The sequence below is a fragment of the Enterocloster lavalensis genome (genome assembly GCF_046603895.1).
GTDB classification, from domain to species: domain Bacteria; phylum Bacillota; class Clostridia; order Lachnospirales; family Lachnospiraceae; genus Enterocloster; species Enterocloster lavalensis.
In genome coordinates this window covers 2,710,137-2,725,539 of the sequence record NZ_CP176637.1, presented here as the reverse complement: position 1 = coordinate 2,725,539, position 15,403 = coordinate 2,710,137, and the positions used below count along the sequence as shown (strand labels likewise).

The 15,403-nt window shown below is 55.9% G+C and carries 14 protein-coding genes; 4 read left to right on the top strand and 10 right to left on the bottom strand.

What is annotated here, in order from left to right; all coding sequences use genetic code 11:
• Positions 1-23 precede the first annotated feature (23 nt).
• Positions 24-1,889: a heavy metal translocating P-type ATPase gene (locus tag ACK2JC_RS12125; protein WP_320936147.1), complete on the top strand. Its 1,866-nt coding sequence runs from the start codon at positions 24-26 to the stop codon at positions 1,887-1,889.
• 112 nt (positions 1,890-2,001) lie between these two features.
• Here the strand turns inward: ACK2JC_RS12125 and ACK2JC_RS12120 are convergent, their stop codons facing one another.
• Both ACK2JC_RS12120 and ACK2JC_RS12115 read right to left on the bottom strand, forming a co-directional pair.
• Positions 2,002-2,571 (bottom strand): nitroreductase family protein, encoded by a 570-nt coding sequence (locus ACK2JC_RS12120; RefSeq protein WP_227167653.1) that lies wholly within the window; start codon positions 2,569-2,571, stop codon positions 2,002-2,004.
• 30 nt (positions 2,572-2,601) lie between these two features.
• Positions 2,602-2,988 (bottom strand): metal-dependent transcriptional regulator, encoded by a 387-nt coding sequence (locus ACK2JC_RS12115; RefSeq protein ID WP_118757423.1) that lies wholly within the window; start codon positions 2,986-2,988, stop codon positions 2,602-2,604.
• Between the two features lie 217 nt (positions 2,989-3,205).
• Between ACK2JC_RS12115 and ACK2JC_RS12110 the strand changes: the two genes are divergently transcribed.
• Together ACK2JC_RS12110 and ACK2JC_RS12105 are read left to right on the top strand one after the other, a co-directional pair.
• Positions 3,206-3,403: a FeoB-associated Cys-rich membrane protein gene (locus ACK2JC_RS12110; RefSeq protein WP_024737524.1), complete on the top strand. Its 198-nt coding sequence runs from the start codon at positions 3,206-3,208 to the stop codon at positions 3,401-3,403.
• A 79-nt stretch (positions 3,404-3,482) separates the two neighbouring features.
• Entirely contained in the window at positions 3,483-4,454 is a 972-nt protein-coding gene (locus tag ACK2JC_RS12105) for an exonuclease domain-containing protein (RefSeq protein ID WP_368272169.1), read from the top strand.
• Positions 4,455-4,534: 80 nt separating this feature from the next.
• Here ACK2JC_RS12105 and ACK2JC_RS12100 read toward each other — a convergent pair whose 3' ends face one another.
• The 4 genes from ACK2JC_RS12100 to ACK2JC_RS12085 form a co-directional block, all read right to left on the bottom strand.
• Positions 4,535-5,230 (bottom strand): response regulator, encoded by a 696-nt coding sequence (locus ACK2JC_RS12100; RefSeq protein ID WP_007719772.1) that lies wholly within the window; start codon positions 5,228-5,230, stop codon positions 4,535-4,537.
• Positions 5,220-6,332: an ATP-binding protein gene (locus tag ACK2JC_RS12095; protein ID WP_092371936.1), complete on the bottom strand. Its 1,113-nt coding sequence runs from the start codon at positions 6,330-6,332 to the stop codon at positions 5,220-5,222. The genes ACK2JC_RS12100 and ACK2JC_RS12095 overlap by 11 nt, the downstream gene beginning before the upstream one ends.
• 72 nt (positions 6,333-6,404) lie before the next feature.
• On the bottom strand, positions 6,405-8,159 hold the full coding sequence (locus tag ACK2JC_RS12090; protein ID WP_320936145.1) for a D-alanyl-D-alanine carboxypeptidase family protein: 1,755 nt from the start codon (positions 8,157-8,159) through the stop codon (positions 6,405-6,407).
• Between the two features lie 98 nt (positions 8,160-8,257).
• Positions 8,258-8,950, bottom strand: a complete 693-nt coding sequence (locus ACK2JC_RS12085) for a TIGR01906 family membrane protein (RefSeq protein WP_276951543.1) — start codon at positions 8,948-8,950, stop codon at positions 8,258-8,260.
• A gap of 289 nt (positions 8,951-9,239) precedes the next feature.
• Between ACK2JC_RS12085 and ACK2JC_RS12080 the strand changes: the two genes are divergently transcribed.
• On the top strand, positions 9,240-10,973 hold the full coding sequence (locus tag ACK2JC_RS12080; RefSeq protein ID WP_368275008.1) for an IS1634 family transposase: 1,734 nt from the start codon (positions 9,240-9,242) through the stop codon (positions 10,971-10,973).
• Between the two features lie 139 nt (positions 10,974-11,112).
• On the opposite strand, the gene atpC is transcribed toward ACK2JC_RS12080, so the two are convergent.
• The 4 genes from atpC to atpA form a co-directional block, all read right to left on the bottom strand.
• Complete coding sequence (atpC, locus tag ACK2JC_RS12075) at positions 11,113-11,520, bottom strand: ATP synthase F1 subunit epsilon (RefSeq protein ID WP_024737528.1); 408 nt, start codon at positions 11,518-11,520, stop codon at positions 11,113-11,115.
• A 12-nt stretch (positions 11,521-11,532) separates the two neighbouring features.
• On the bottom strand, positions 11,533-12,936 hold the full coding sequence (atpD, locus tag ACK2JC_RS12070; protein ID WP_320937212.1) for a F0F1 ATP synthase subunit beta: 1,404 nt from the start codon (positions 12,934-12,936) through the stop codon (positions 11,533-11,535).
• A gap of 68 nt (positions 12,937-13,004) precedes the next feature.
• Positions 13,005-13,886 carry an ATP synthase F1 subunit gamma gene (gene atpG / locus ACK2JC_RS12065; RefSeq protein ID WP_007719763.1) on the bottom strand — a complete coding sequence of 294 codons (882 nt, stop codon included), beginning with the start codon at positions 13,884-13,886 and terminating at the stop codon, positions 13,005-13,007.
• 8 nt (positions 13,887-13,894) lie between these two features.
• Complete coding sequence (atpA, locus tag ACK2JC_RS12060) at positions 13,895-15,400, bottom strand: F0F1 ATP synthase subunit alpha (RefSeq protein WP_092371175.1); 1,506 nt, start codon at positions 15,398-15,400, stop codon at positions 13,895-13,897.
• Between the last annotated feature and the right edge of the window lie 3 nt (positions 15,401-15,403).

The window sequence follows — 15,403 nt, the reverse complement described above, 5'->3', positions numbered from 1 at the left end:
GGGAGGCTTGAGAGGAACGAATTATGACGAAGAAACAAAAGGCCATGGTGTTTCGCATTGTTGCGACATTTATGATTTATATCCCGCTGGCGGTGGCGGAGCATATGGAACTGCTTGCAGCCAAGGGATCGCTTTCCTGGCTGGCATTGTACCTGATTCCGTATCTGCTGATCGGCTGGGATATCATTTACAAGGCGTTGAGAAATATCCGCAACGGTCAGGTATTTGACGAGAATTTCCTGATGGCGCTGGCCACCTTCGGCGCATTCGGAGTGGGAGAATATTCCGAGGCGGTGGCGGTGATGCTGTTCTACCAGGTGGGCGAACTGTTCCAGAGCTATGCGGTGAACCGCTCCCGCCAGTCCATTTCGGATCTGATGGATATCTGCCCTGAGTATGCCAACATCGAGGAGGACGGCGTGCTGCGCCAGGTGGACCCGGACGATGTGCAGGTGGGCGACGTGATCGTGGTGAAAGCCGGTGAGCGCATTCCGCTGGACGGCAAGGTGGTATTCGGCGATTCCATGGTGGACACCTCGGCTCTGACCGGCGAGCCGGTGCCCCGCAGGGCGTCTGTGGGCGACGAGGTGATCAGCGGCTGTGTGAACGGCAGCGGACTTCTGCGGGTGGAGGTCACCCGGGAGTTTGACGATTCCACGGTGGCCAAGATTCTGGAGCTGGTGGAGAACGCCAGCAGCAAGAAAGCCAAAGTGGAGAATTTCATCACCAAGTTCGCCCGCTATTACACGCCTGCCGTGGTGATCGGCGCGGTGATCCTTGCCGTACTTCCGCCCCTGCTGATGGGCCAGTCCTGGGCGGAGGGCGTGCGCCGGGCCTGCACCTTTTTGGTGATCTCCTGCCCCTGCGCGCTGGTGATCTCCGTGCCAATGAGCTTTTTCGGCGGAATCGGAGCGGCGTCCAGGAAGGGCGTGCTGGTTAAGGGGAGCAACTTCCTGGAAGCGCTCTCCGACATGACGACGATTGTATTTGACAAGACAGGTACTCTGACCAAAGGTGAGTTCAAGGTGACGGAGATTCTGCCGGTGTCCATGGGCGAAGAGGACCTTTTGGAGCTGGCGGCTTACGCGGAGAGCTATTCGGACCACCCCATATCCCGCTCCATAAGGGATGCCTGGGGCAGGGAGCCGGACCGGAGCCGCGTCACCGGCAACCGTGAGATCGCGGGCCACGGCCTGGAGGCGGTGGTGGACGGCAGGACCGTGCTGGCGGGCAATGAGAAGCTGATGAAGCAGAATGGGGTTGCTTTCGAAGCGTGTCATAGTGTAGGCACCGTGGTTTATGTGGCGGTGGACGGCGTTTATGCCGGGGCCGTGGTAATCGCTGACACCATCAAGGAGTCGGCGGCGGACGCTATCCGGGAGCTGAAGCAAGTGGGCGTCCGAAAGACGGTGATGCTCACCGGCGACCGGAAAGAGGTGGGCGAGGCGGTGGCCGCCCAGCTGGGACTGGATGAGGTTCACGCCCAGCTTTTGCCGGAAGACAAGGTGGAGCAGGTGGAACAGCTGTTGACGCGTCAGAGAAAGGGCGAAAAGCTGGCCTTTGTGGGCGACGGTATCAACGACGCGCCGGTGCTCAGCCGGGCGGATATCGGAATCGCCATGGGCAGCATGGGCTCGGACGCGGCCATCGAGGCGGCGGATGTGGTGCTGATGGACGACGATCCCAGAAAGATCGCCTCCGTGGTGCGGATTTCCCGCAAGACGCTGGTGATCGTGAAGCAGAATATCGCGTTCGCCCTGGGCGTTAAGGCCATTGTGCTGGCCATGGGCGCTTTCGGCGCGGCCAATATGTGGGAAGCGGTATTTGCGGACGTGGGTGTGTCGGTGATCGCCATTATCAACGCTATGAGGGCTTTGAAGGCGGAATAAGGTAAGAGGCGTAAAAATATGCCGGGAAGCGGAAAACTTCCCGGCATTTGCCGTTTAATGCGTTTAAAGCCGGTTCGCGGCGTTACCCGGCGCTGCGCAGATGGGAATATTCTCAGATGAGAATATCTTCCAGACAACGCTTGGGCACGTAATGCACCTGGTCCTTGTCGCGGTAATAGGTGGTGGAACCGTCGGCGTTCAGCGGGGCCAGCACCACGGTCTCCGCGGGTTTACCCAGGGCCAGCACCAGATCCAGGGAATAGGACTGGGGGTCCAAGTCCATCGCTTGTGCCAGTTCGCTGCGGTTAAAGCTGCCGATCATGCAGCCGCCGTAGCCCTTCTCCACCGCGCTGAGCATGATGGTCTGGGCGGCGATGCCGTCGTCCCACTGTTTGTTCCTGCCCAGGGACAGGTCGCAGGCGATGATGATGTAAGCGCTGGGGCGCTCTCCCTCGGCGGGACCGTCCCAGTCGGTCAGGGCTCCGGCCCACTTGACGGTGGAAAATACCTTGGCGCACTCCGCAGGCGTGTTGACGATCTTAAATTTCAGGGCCTGGGCGTTGGACGCGCTGGCGGTCAGACGGGTGTTGTCCACCATATCTTTCAGGTCTTCGGTGGGGATGGATACCTCCTGATGGAACCGGCGGTAAGAACGGCAGTTAAGCAATAAATCCTTTAACATGTGATAGCCTCCTTTCGGGTCTGGGGTTGGTTATTCTTCCGGCAGTAATTCCTTGCCGGTCATGATGTGCTGCTTGATGGCCTCGAATGTGGGGGCGCTGAGAATATGCTCCATGCGGCAGGCGTCCTCCACCGCGGTCTTGCGGTCCACGCCTAGGTACATGAGCCAGTTGGACAGAAGCGTGTGGCGCTCGTACATGGTCTCGGCGATCTCGCGCCCGCTTTCCGACAGCGTGATGTAACCGCTGGGGTCCACCAGGATGTAGCCGTTCTCACGGAGATTTTTCATAGCCACGCTGACGCTGGGCTTGGAGAATTCCAGCTCTGTGGCGATATCAATCGAGCGCACATGGGGCTTTACCTGGCTCAACATCAGAATGGTTTCCAAATAGTTTTCTGCTGATTCCTGTATCTTCAAAGTCCACCTCTCCCTCAAAACATTAATTAATTAACCTCAAATGGGTATTATGCTCTAGTGTAACATATTTTTGCGGAAAGTTCAAATGCCGGGGGTGGGATGGGGTCAACTTCGAGGGGAATTTTCACGATTGCCATTGACAGGAGAGCCGGAAGGTGCTAATTTAAGTATAGATAAAGTTAGAAATAACTAACTTCGAGAGAAGGAGAGAGAACATATGACATTTTTAATGGAAAATTTATCGACGGTTATCATTGGGCTGATTCTGGCGGGAGTGGTGTATTTGGTGGTCCGTAAGATGATACGGGACAGGAGAGAGGGGAAGGGCTGCGGCTGTTCGGGCGGCTGCGCGGGCTGCAGCGGCGCTTCCATGTGCCATGGCGGACAAAGGCCTGGAAGGGAAAAGCAGGTCTGACTCCGGAAATGCCCCTTTTCAGATCATGTCTGATATGTTAAGATAAAAGGATAACAGACAGACTGGACAGGATGAGAGAATGGACTACATTGTTTTGGATCTCGAATGGAACCAGAGCCCCAACGGAAAAGAAGACTCCGTGGAGCATCTTCCATTTGAAATCATAGAAATCGGCGCGGTTAAGCTGGACGAGGCGTTTCGCCAGAAGGGCGAGTTCCACCGGCTGATCCGGCCGCAGGTTTACAGACAGCTGCATTTTAAGATATCGGAAGTCACCCACATGGATATGGGGGAGCTGAAGCACCGGGGAAAGAACTTTAAGCAGGTGATGCGGGAGTTTTTGGACTGGTGCGGCACGGAATACTGTTTTTGCACCTGGGGATCCATGGATCTGACGGAATTGCAGCGCAACATGGATTATTTCAAGGTACCGATCCCATTTCCACGGCCGCTGCTCTATTATGACGTGCAGAAGCTTTACTGTATGGAGTACGGGGATGGAAAGAACAAGCCGCCGCTGGATCAGGCGGTGCAGGAGCGGGGAATCCGTCAGGAGCGGCCGTTCCACCGGGCGCTGTCCGACGCGTTTTACACGGGCAGGGTGCTGGCGGTGATGGACTTCGAGCAGGTCCGGCCGTACATTTCCGTGGACTATTTCCGGCTGCCCCGGAGCAGGGAGGAGGAGATATCCCTCCGGTTTCCCGACTATGCCAAGTATGTTTCCCGGCCTTTTGAGAACCGGGAGGAGGCCATGAAGGATAAGACGGTCAACGACATGGTCTGTCCCTACTGCAACCGCATGCTGCGCAAGAAGGTGCGCTGGTTCCCCTACGGCCAGCGGTTCTGCTACGGCCTGGCAGCCTGCCCGGAACACGGGCTTATGCGGGGCAAGCTGCGGATCAAAAAAGCGGAGTACGGGGGCACCTATGTGGTCAAGACCATAAAGTCCGCCACGGAGGAAGAGGCAGATATGATTATGCAGAGGAAGGAAGAGGGGCGCAGGCGGCGCAGCGTGCGCAACCACACCCGGAAGCAGAAGGGCAAGTCCTGAGATGCGAAAAAGGCTGTTCCGTTTACAGGTCGTTAACCTGTGGGCGGAACAGCCTTTTTGACGGTTATGGGGCGGTGCGGTTATTCCTCGCGCATGCGGTAGCCCACGCCGATCTCGGTGTATATGTACTGCGGTTCGGCCGGATTTGCCTCCAGCTTACGGCGGATATGGGCCATGTTCACGCGCAGGATCTGGTTGTTGCTGTCCGCGTAGGGGCCCCAGATTTCGTTGATAATGTAGTCGTAGGTCAGCACCCGGCCGGCGTTCTGGGCCAGCAGGGACACAAGCTTGTATTCGATCTGGGTCAGATGCACGTCCTGATCCTTGACCTTTACCAGACGCCGCTCAAAATCGATCATGAGATCGCCCACATGGTAGAGGGGCTGGGATTTGGCGGAGGCGCCTGTCTGGCTGTGGCGCAGGGCTGTGCGGATGCGGGCCATCAGTTCCGAGGTGCCGAAGGGCTTGGTCAGGTAGTCGTCCGCACCCTGGTCCAGGGCCGCAACCTTGCTCTTCTCCTGCGTTCTGGCGGAAATCACGATGATGGGCACGGTGCTCCAGAGGCGCACTCTGCGGATTACCTCCAGGCCGTCAATATCCGGAAGGCCCAGATCCAGAAGGACCACGCTGGGTTTGGTGGACGCGATCAGTGCAATTCCATCATTCCCGTTGGTTGCCGTGGAGGTAACGTATCCGTGGGCTTCCAGAATAGTCTCAATAAAACTGCAGATGTTCTTTTCGTCCTCGATGATGATAATTGTGGATTTAGGCTCCATAGTCTTTTCTCCAATCTGGTAATATAAATGTGAATTCCGCGCCGTCTTCATGGTTTCCCGCGGATATCTGCCCGTTGTGGGCCGCTATGATGGTGCGGCAGATGGACAGGCCGATGCCCATGCCCTTGTGGGCGTCCGTGCCGGTACCGCGCTTGAGGGTACCGCCCTCAAACATGGTTCCCAAAAGCTGGGGATCAATCCCCTTTCCGTGATCTTTGACCGTGAATGCGGCGTCTGGCCCATTGAGCGTCACGGAGAGCTCGATGGGGAGGTCGCTGCCGGCGTGATAGTAGGCATTTTCCAGCAGATTGTTGATGACCTGTTCGATGAGCGTGGCGTCCATGGGAATGACGATGAACTCCTCGGGTACGCTGACGGTGACCAATGCATCCGGAAACCGCCTGCGGAACCGCTGGACGGCCTCGGAAACCACTTCCTCCACGGGCTCCTCCGACTTTGTCACGTGGGCCACGCCGCGTTCGTCCTGGATGCGGGTGATGGACAGCAGATTCTCCACCATGTGCAGGAGCCAGTCCGCGTCGGAGTAGATGTTCTGAGCCATTTTTCTGCGCTCGGCGCAGGAGAGGTTTTCTCCGTGCTCCATCAGCGTGCTGCTGGTGCCCAGGATGGTGGTTAAAGGCGTCCGAAGATCATGGGAGATCGCACGCAGCAGATTGGCGCGCATGGTCTCCTTTTCCGCTTCCATCAGCATGTGGTCCTTTTCCTGGAGCAGTTGGTTTTGCTTGGCCTCGTGTATGGTCATACTGCTGACAAGGGTGGAGATCAGGGCCATTCCGATGAAGGTGATGGGGTACCCGGACAGTGTGAAATCCAGCGTCATATAGGGGAAGGTGTAAGCGAAGTTCACCCAGAAAACGCCGTAGAGGGATGCCAGGATTCCCACGGTATAGCAGTTCGTGGCGCGCGCGATAAATACAATCGCCACAATGAAGATCAGCGAGATGTTAATCACATTGTTGCTGAAGTGAAAAAACACCGTGGAGATCAGGGTCGCCATGGCCAGAATCATCGCAGTGACCGGCAGCTGGCGTATTACATGACAAATGTGAGCTCCCAGGCGGAAGCCTTTTGGTGTGGACATGACCGTTCGCTCCATTAAAATCGGTATATACAAAGCCATTATACTCTATCGAAAGAGCAAGTTCAATGATAATTACGACCTCCGGAAGGGAAAACGCTTCCGCCTGCTCCGTTTTCCGGGCGGCGTGTAGGAGGAAGTGGTGGAGGAACGGTACTGCTCCATAATCCGCTCAAACTCCGCGGTTGAGTAGCCGATATCCTCCAGGCGCTGGATTCTGCGCTGCCGTCTCTGCAGCGCCATGGCTTCCTGCCGCCTGCGCACGTAGAGCTTGACCGCCACGATGATGGCCGTGATCACGGCAAAGGAGGCGGCGATTCCCAGCACGGCGGCGAGGTTGGAGGGGATCTTGAAGCTGGTGGCGGTGTTGGGTGAGCCGCCGCCCGGTTTGCCGCCACCGCCGCCGGGGGGGATCAGGCCGGAAGCGCCGGAGCCGCTGTCGGCGTTAGAACCGTCTGAGGCGGGGCTGGCGCTGTTGGCGTTAGAGCCGTCGGGGGAGGGGATGGCGTTGTTGGCGTTAGAGCCGTCTGGGGCGGGGCCGGCGTTGTTGGCGTTGGAACCGTCTGCTGCCAGGCCGCTGTTGCTGCCGTTGCCATTAGAGCCGTCCGTCGACTGGCTGCCGCTGTTTCCATTTGATCCGCCCGCCGCCTGTCCGCCATCGGTGCCGGTGCCGTCCGCCGCCTGCCCGCTGCCGTCCGCGCCTCCGACTCCTTCGAGGAGCAGATAGGAGCGGCCTACCGGCTGGTCGCCGTAGGTATAGTTGACCTGGGCGATGGCGTTGGAGGGGGCGTTCCGGTCCAGGGTGTAGGAGAGATGAGGCACCGCGTCGGAGAAGCCTGCGCTCTTGGGGATCACGATCCGGCTGTCCTCATCCAGATCCAGGGAAATGGTATCCTTTGCCGTCATACCCGCGATGGTCATATCGTTGTCCAAGGAGGTGTAGGTGGTCTCAAACTCCGAGATTTTGAGGGACTGGAAATTCCCGAATCCGAAGTCCAGCATGGCCTTGGTGTCCGTGTAATGGGTCAGATGGCCGTTTAACACCACGGCGATCAGCGTCATATCTCCGCGTTTGGCGCAGGTGACCAGGGTGTTGCCCGCCAGGGAGGTGTATCCTGTTTTTCCGCAAAAGGCCCCGTTATAGTAGGCGGCATCGTTGCGGTTCCACATTTTGTGATGGTTGGCAATGGGAAAACCGTCGGGATATTTCTCAACTGGGGCGCGTTTCATATTGGGGAGACGGTAGGTGCGGGAACTGCAGATTTCTACAAAGGTTGGGTTTTGAATGGCCGCCTGGGCGATTCTTGCCATGTCGTGGGCGGTGGTGTAGTGGTTTTCGTCGTTGAGTCCGCTGGGATTGGCGAAATGGCTTCCGGTGCAGCCCAGGCTGGCGGCCCGCTGGTTCATCAGGTCCGCAAATGCCTCGCGGGTGCCGCTGACGTGCTCCGCCAGGGCGTTGGCGCTCTCGTTGGCCGAGGCTAGTAACAGGGCGTACAGGCAGTCGCGCACGGTCAGCTGATCCCCCTCGTCGATGCCCGCGGAACTGCTGTCCTCCTCCACGTTGTAAACCGCATCGTGGGAGAAGGTGACGATCTCGTTTAAATCGCAGGATTCAATCACGATTAAAGCCGTCAGTATCTTGGTAATACTGGCGGGATAGTAGGGGTGATCCATATTTTTGCCGTATAAAACGGTTCCGGTGCCGGCCTCCATGACAATGCCGCCGTCCGCCTGGATTGTCACGCCGGACGGCCAGGCTGGGGCCGCCCAGGCGGTCATCGGCACGGCGCACAGGGCGAAAGCCAGGCACAGCGCAAATAATCGCTTCATTATATTCGGTTCTCCTGTCCATGAAATCACTGAGAGGGGCGGAAAGAGTCACCTTATAGTATAAAAGATTTCCGAACCCAAGTAAAGATAAAAAGGTGTTATTTTTTCCCCCTGCCGCGCAGCGACAGGAACAGGCTGACGCCGAAGAGGACCAGCACCAGCGCTCCGTACAGACCCGCAATACGCGCGGCGGTGTCCAGGAAAAAGCCTTCGGGGACAATATTGATCAGCATGTCCGTTTCCGGATTGAGAATCCACAGGTCATTTTTAAAGAAGATGTGGTGGAAAACGACGAAGTATTTGGAGAAGTCTGTGGATATGATAGCCGCCAGAACCGCCAGGATGCCGAAGAACAGCCCGGTGCCCAGGCAGAGGGCCGGGGGCAGCACACGGCGGACATTGGCTTTTAAGCCGAACAGAAGCGCCAGGCAGGCAACGGCAACGACAAGGCACACGCGGCGCAGAAAAATCGCCCCGAGGAACAGGTCGCGCACGTCCTCCATATGCGCGATTTCGCGGTCGTTGAAGAACTCGCGGGTCTCCCCGCCCATGGTGGTGGTCACGTGCAGATCGGCGCGGTCACCTTTTAAGTAATCCATCATCTCGTCGGTCACATCCAGAAGATCTTCCATGGTCATGGGGGGAAGATCGTCCAGAACCTGATATTTTGTGTACTCTTTCTCAAAATATCCGGGATTCCAGTAGACCACGGCCTGGATCGAGGTTATGAACAGGATCCACATCAGGCAGAACGCGATGAGAATCCCCAGCAGTCTGTGTACAATTTTCATATGAAAAAAGGCCTCCTTTGGGGGATGTACTAAAAACATCCTTTATTATAGCCCATCGGAAGCCTTTTAACAAGTAAAGTCGTTCTACACGTATTTTTCTTTGATGCGCAGGCGGGTCAGCGCGCGGGCCAGTGAGGCCTCGGAGTGGGAGTGCTCGGGAGTTTGACACCTGAAAATCTTGCAAGCCTTATGGCTGCTTATTTTTTTGTCAAATTCAGAAAGTTTTTAGTGCGTAATAGCGTAATATATGATATAATACGATTATACCATCTCTCTTAAGGAGTCTGCCATGCGATTGACTACAAATAAAACCAAAAATGGAATAAGCTACTACATCATCCGCTCTGTCCGCCGCGACGGCAAACGCTCCTCAGAAGTTGTGGAACGCCTTGGAACTGAACGGGAAATCATGGAAAAATATCATTGTACAGATGCCAATAAATGGGCTAAGGCGCATCTGGACGAGCTCAATCAGGCCGAAGCTGAAAAGCAGCATAAAGTCCTTGTTCCGCTGCGGACGGATATTCTCATTCCTTTCGATAAGCAGAATTCCTATAACGTTGGTTACCTTTTCCTTCAGAAGATCTACTATGATCTTCGCCTGCCAAACATCTGTAGAAAGATTTCAAAAGAATATTCGTTTTCCTATGACCTTGATTCCATCCTTTCACGTCTTGTATATGAGAGGATCCTCAATCCGTCTTCAAAACTCTCCTGCTATGAGCAGTCCTCCGATTTGCTCGAACCACCGGCTTTTGAACTGCATCAGATTTATCGTGCCCTGTCTGTCATTGCAAACGAATCCGATTCCATCCAGGCGGAACTGTATGAAGCAAGCCGGCGGCTGGTCAAACGGCAGACCGGAGTCCTGTACTATGACTGTACCAATTACTTTTTTGAAACGGAATGTCAGGAAGGCCTGAAACAATACGGTCCGAGCAAGGAACATCGCCCGAGCCCTATCGTCGAGATGGGACTTTTCATTGATCGAAGTGGGATCCCCCTTGCCTTTTGTATCCATCCAGGCAATACCAATGAACAGACTACTCTGATCCCATTGGAAGAACAGATCCTGAGAGATTTCTCGCTTTCAAAATTTATCGTCTGTACGGATGCTGGATTGTCTTCTGAACGCAACCGGAAATTCAACAACTTTGGCGGCCGCTGTTTCATAACAACGCAGTCCATTAAAAAGCTCAAAAAAGATTTGCGCCAATGGTGTCTGGAGCCCACCGGATGGCATCTGAAAGACAGCCTGGATACCTATGATATCAGCAGGCTCGAAGACACCGCTAAAAACCGCAGCAAGCTATTCTACAAGCAGCTGTATGTGGAAGGAAATGACGGGAAACGTGATATTGATTTCGATCAGACTCTGATCGTGACCTATTCCCTGAAATACAGGAACTATCAACAACAGATCCGAAATCAGCAGATTTTAAGAGCGATAAAAGCAATTGATACCGAGCCGAAAAGGATTGATAAGCATAGCCAGAATGATTACCGCAGATTCATAAAGAAAACATCGATCACCGCATATGGTGAATGCGCTGCAAATAAAATTTACGAAATTGATCAGGACGCCGTACAGGAAGAAGCCCAGTATGACGGCTTCTATGCCGTCTATACGAATCTCGACGATGACCCTTCCGAAATCGCAGCAGTAAATCAAGGGCGGTGGGAAATCGAAGAATCTTTCCGGATCATGAAATCAGAATTCGAGGCCAGGCCGGTTTACCTAAAACGGGATGACAGGATCAAAGCTCACTTTACGACATGTTTTATCGCGCTTTTAATCTACCGGATTCTGGAACGCAAACTAGACAGCCAGTTCACTTGTGATGAGATTATTTCGACACTCAGAAAAATGAGGGTAACAAGCATAGGAAACGAAGGATATATCCCATCTTACACACGTACAAAGCTTACGGATGCGTTGCATGAGTACGCCGGGTTCCGTACTGACTATGAATTGATAAAGAAACGTACCATAAAGGGTATCTGCAGACATTCAAAAGAATAAGAATCCATTACTCCCTTTTTTCAAAAAGAAAAGCCCTCAGAAACGGCATAAATACGACGTTTCTAAGGGTTTTCAACATTCTAAACTGTCAAACTTGGGATTATAGCCCATCGGAAGCCTTTTAACAAGTAAAGTCGTTCTACACGTATTTTTCTTTGATGCGCAGGCGGGTCAGCGCGCGGGCCAGTGAGGCCTCGGAGTGGGAGTGCTCCACGATGCTCTGCTTCTGGCGGAGCTGCTCCTCGGCCCGCTCCTTCGCCTCCTGGGCGCGCCTTAGGTCGATGTCCTCGGGCAGCTCGGCGGTGTCCACCAGCATCTTCACGCGGTTGTTCATAATCTGGATAAACCCGTTTCCAACCACCGCGTGCAGCCACTGGCCGTCCGGCTTCTGAAGCCGCATCTCGCCGGTGGAGATGGCGATGATCATGTTCTCGTGGTGGGGAAGGACTTCCTTCTCGCCGTCCGCCAGCGGGATGACCAGGGCCTTGCAGTGGTCTGCGTAAAATACCTTGTCGCTTGCGGTAATGTTCAGGTAAAATGTGTTCACAAGCCTCACTCCTTATTTGGCGGCGCTCTGTTCCAGCTCCCCGGCCTTTTTCACCACATCGTCGATGGTGCCCACGTTGAAGAACGCGGCCTCGGGATACTGGTCCATCTGGCCGTCGATGATAGCCTTGAAGCCGCGGATCGTCTCCTTGACAGGCACGTAGACGCCGGGCACGCCGGTGAAGTTCTCAGCCACGTGGAAGGGCTGGGACAGGAAACGCTGGATCTTTCTGGCGCGGTTTACGGTGGTTTTGTCCTCCTCGGACAGTTCCTCCATGCCCAGGATGGCGATGATGTCCTGCAGCTCCTTGTATTTCTGGAGAATCTGCTGGACCTGGCGGGCTGTTTCGTAGTGTTCCTGGCCCACCACCTCGGCTTCCAGGATACGGGAGTTGGATTCCAGCGGGTCCACCGCCGGGTAGATTCCCTGCTCCATGATCTTTCGGGACAGCACCGTGGTGGCGTCCAGATGGGCGAAGGTGGTGGCCGGAGCCGGGTCGGTCAGGTCGTCGGCGGGAACGTATACCGCCTGGACGCTGGTGACGGAGCCGTTTTTGGTGGAGGTGATGCGCTCCTGAAGCTGGCCCATCTCGGTGGCCAGGGTGGGCTGGTAACCCACGGCGGAGGGCATGCGGCCCAACAGCGCGGATACCTCGGAGCCGGCCTGGACGAAACGGAAAATGTTGTCGATGAACAGCAGCACGTTCTGATGCTCCTCATCCCGGAAATACTCCGCCATGGTCAGTCCGGTCTCTGCCACGCGCATACGGGACCCCGGCGGCTCGTTCATCTGACCGAACACCAGGGCCGTTTTCTCCAGAACGCCGGATTCCTTCATCTCGGTCCAGAGGTCGTTTCCCTCGCGGGAGCGCTCGCCCACGCCGGTGAAAATGGAGTAACCGCCGTGCTCGGTGGCGATATTGCTGATCAGCTCCTGAATGAGTACGGTTTTGCCTACGCCGGCGCCGCCGAACAGGCCGATTTTACCGCCCTTGGCGTAGGGAGCCAGAAGGTCGATGACCTTGATTCCCGTCTCCAGCATCTCCACCACCGGACTCTGATCCTCGAAAGCCGGCGGTTCGCGGTGGATCTCCCACTGCGGCGAATCCGTCAGGGAATCTCCGCCGTCGATGGTTTCTCCCAGGACATTGAACAGACGGCCCAGGGTGGCGTCGCCCACGGGCACCTTGATTCCTGAACCTGTGGCAATGACTTCCATGCCGCGGTACAGGCCTTCGCTGGAGGCCAGCATGATGCAGCGGACCGTGTCGTTGCCGATATGCTGGGCTACCTCCATCACACAGCGCTTTCCGGCGTTGTCGACTTCAAGGGCATCTTTTATGTCCGGGAGGTTGTTATGTTCAAACAATACATCTACCACAGGTCCTAACACCTGTACGATCTTACCTTTATTCATAGGTCGATGATAACCTCCTTGTGGATATTGCGTGTTCGGCAGCCGTCGCCGGCAGCCGGGTTTTGCGGCTATTTCTTGTTCTTCTGGGCCCGGGCGCCGCTGATCACCTCGGTGATCTCCTGGGTGATGGCCGCCTGTCTGGCGCGGTTGTAGGCGATGGACAGCTCGGAGAGCATCTTTTTGGCGCTGTCCGTGGCCGTCTGCATGGCCAGCATACGGGAATTCTGCTCGCAGGAGTAGGATTCCACCAGGCTGCCGTAGATAAAGCCGGAACAATAGATGGGAACGATGCTGTTAATCACCGCGTCCGCCGAGGGCTTTAAGTTGATCTCCTCCAACGGCACGTTGGCCGGAACGGAAAAGCTCAGCCGCTTTAAGGGCAGAAGCTGCTCCATCTCCGCTTCCATTTTCATGGCGTTCACCATGCGGGTGTAGATGATGTGCACCTCGTCCAGCTTGCCGGTCAGATAGTAGTCCAGAATCATTTCACTGATGATGCGCGCCCGGCTCATGTTGGGGTTCTGCACCGTGTAGTGGAACTGTTCCTCCACGGGAATGCCCTTTTTGGCGAAATACTGGCGTCCCAGGACGCCCACCACGAAGAGCAGGGGCGTGCCCGGCTTTTCCAGCTGTTCCTCCACCAGTTTGAACACGTTGTGGTTGTAGGCGCCGGCCAGCCCTTTGTCGGCGGAGACCACGATGTAGCCGATCTTGCGGTCCTCAGGTTTGATCTGAGGGCGGGCGTCGAAATAAGGGTTATCCATCTCGGGGATGTGGCGCAGGATACGGCTGATCATCTGCTGCAGGGAGTAGAAGTACGGTTCCGTGTCCGTCAGCGTTTTTCTGGCCTTTTTTAATTTTGAGGAGGAGATGGTATACATGGCGTTGGTGATTTTCATGGTGTCCTGTATACTTTTCATCCGGCTCTGTATCTCTCGGGTATTGGCCATATTCTCACCTACTTTTTGCTTTTATACTCTGCGGTTACATCCAGAATCTTCTGGATCAGCTCGTCGGTCAGCGTTTTTTTGGCTTCGATTTCCTGTCCGATCTCAGGGTGGACGCGGTCGAAGTATTCCAGAAGGCCGTTCTGGAAGTCCTTGATCTTGCTCTTATCGAGGTCCAGAAATTCCTTGTGGGTGGCCGCGCACAGGGTAATGACCTTGGCGTGAAGGCTCATGGGGTGGTACAGGGGCTGCTTTAACAGCTCCATCAGGCCGTCGCCGTAGGTCAGCTGTTCCTTGGTGGTGGCGTCCAGATCCGAGCTGAACTGGGTGAACACCTGCATCTCGCGGAACTGGGCCAGATCGATTCGGATGCTGCCGGAGGCCTTTTTCATGGCTTTGGTCTGGGCTGCGCCGCCCACACGGGATACGGAGAGGCCCACGTTCACGGCGGGGCGCATTCCGGCGAAGAATAAGTCGCTCTCCAGAAAGATCTGGCCGTCGGTGATGGAAATGACGTTGGTCGGAATGTAAGCGGACACGTCGCCCGCCTGTGTCTCAATGATGGGCAGGGCGGTAATGGACCCGCCGCCCAGCTCGTCGCTTAAACGGCTGGAGCGCTCCAGAAGCCTGGAGTGCAGGTAGAACACGTCGCCCGGATAAGCCTCGCGGCCCGGGGAGCGTTCCAGCAGCAGGGACAGGGCCCGGTAGGCCACCGCGTGTTTGGACAGGTCGTCGTAGACGATCAGCACGTCCTTGCCCTTGTACATGAAGTATTCCGCCAGGGCGGTGCCGGAGTAGGGCGCGATGTACTGCAGGGGCGCCGGTTGGCTGGCGGTGGACGACAGCACGATGGAGTAGTCCATGGCGTCGTATTTCTGAAGGGTGGAGACGATTCCGGCTACGGTGGAGGCCTTCTGGCCGATGGCAACGTAGATACAGATCACGTCCTTGCCCTTCTGATTCAAAATGGTGTCCACGGCGATGGAGGTCTTTCCGGTCTGACGGTCCCCGATGATCAGCTCGCGCTGTCCGCGGCCGATGGGGAACATGGAGTCGATGGAAAGAATTCCGGTCTCCAGGGGAACGCTGACGGACTTACGGTCAATGATTCCGGGGGCCTCGTGCTCGATGGGCCGGTAGTCCTCGGAAGCGATGGGGCCTTTGCCGTCGATGGGAGCGCCTAATGGATCGATGACGCGGCCGACGAAGGCCTCTCCCACGGGGATGCCCGCTTTCTTTTTGGTCCGGGTGACCTTGGTGCCCTCCCGGATTCCGGTATCGGAGCCGAACAGGATGCAGCCGATTTCATTTTTGCGCACGTCCTGAACCATGCCCTTGATTCCGTTTTCAAACAGTACGATCTCGCCGTACATGGCTTGATCCATTCCATATATGGTGGCGATGCCGTCACCGACCCAGATTACCTGCCCGACCTCCTGGTCGCCGGTATCCAGATCATAATTCTCAATCTCTTCTTTCAGAATTGAGATGATTTCACTTGAGCTGATGGAACCCACGCA

What these genes read in the sequence shown, in the direction of transcription:
- ACK2JC_RS12120 (WP_227167653.1), bottom strand. Translation starts at nt 2,571, where the DNA reads ATGTTAAAGGATTTATTGCTTAACTGCCGTTCTTACCGCCGGTTCCAT.
- ACK2JC_RS12100 (WP_007719772.1), bottom strand. Translation starts at nt 5,230, where the DNA reads ATGGAGCCTAAATCCACAATTATCATCATCGAGGACGAAAAGAACATC.
- ACK2JC_RS12080 (WP_368275008.1), top strand. Translation starts at nt 9,240, where the DNA reads ATGCGATTGACTACAAATAAAACCAAAAATGGAATAAGCTACTACATC.
- ACK2JC_RS12105 (WP_368272169.1), top strand. Translation starts at nt 3,483, where the DNA reads ATGGACTACATTGTTTTGGATCTCGAATGGAACCAGAGCCCCAACGGA.
- atpG (WP_007719763.1), bottom strand. Translation starts at nt 13,886, where the DNA reads ATGGCCAATACCCGAGAGATACAGAGCCGGATGAAAAGTATACAGGAC.
- ACK2JC_RS12125 (WP_320936147.1), top strand. Translation starts at nt 24, where the DNA reads ATGACGAAGAAACAAAAGGCCATGGTGTTTCGCATTGTTGCGACATTT.
- ACK2JC_RS12110 (WP_024737524.1), top strand. Translation starts at nt 3,206, where the DNA reads ATGACATTTTTAATGGAAAATTTATCGACGGTTATCATTGGGCTGATT.
- ACK2JC_RS12085 (WP_276951543.1), bottom strand. Translation starts at nt 8,950, where the DNA reads ATGAAAATTGTACACAGACTGCTGGGGATTCTCATCGCGTTCTGCCTG.
- atpD (WP_320937212.1), bottom strand. Translation starts at nt 12,936, where the DNA reads ATGAATAAAGGTAAGATCGTACAGGTGTTAGGACCTGTGGTAGATGTA.
- ACK2JC_RS12095 (WP_092371936.1), bottom strand. Translation starts at nt 6,332, where the DNA reads ATGTCCACACCAAAAGGCTTCCGCCTGGGAGCTCACATTTGTCATGTA.
- ACK2JC_RS12090 (WP_320936145.1), bottom strand. Translation starts at nt 8,159, where the DNA reads ATGAAGCGATTATTTGCGCTGTGCCTGGCTTTCGCCCTGTGCGCCGTG.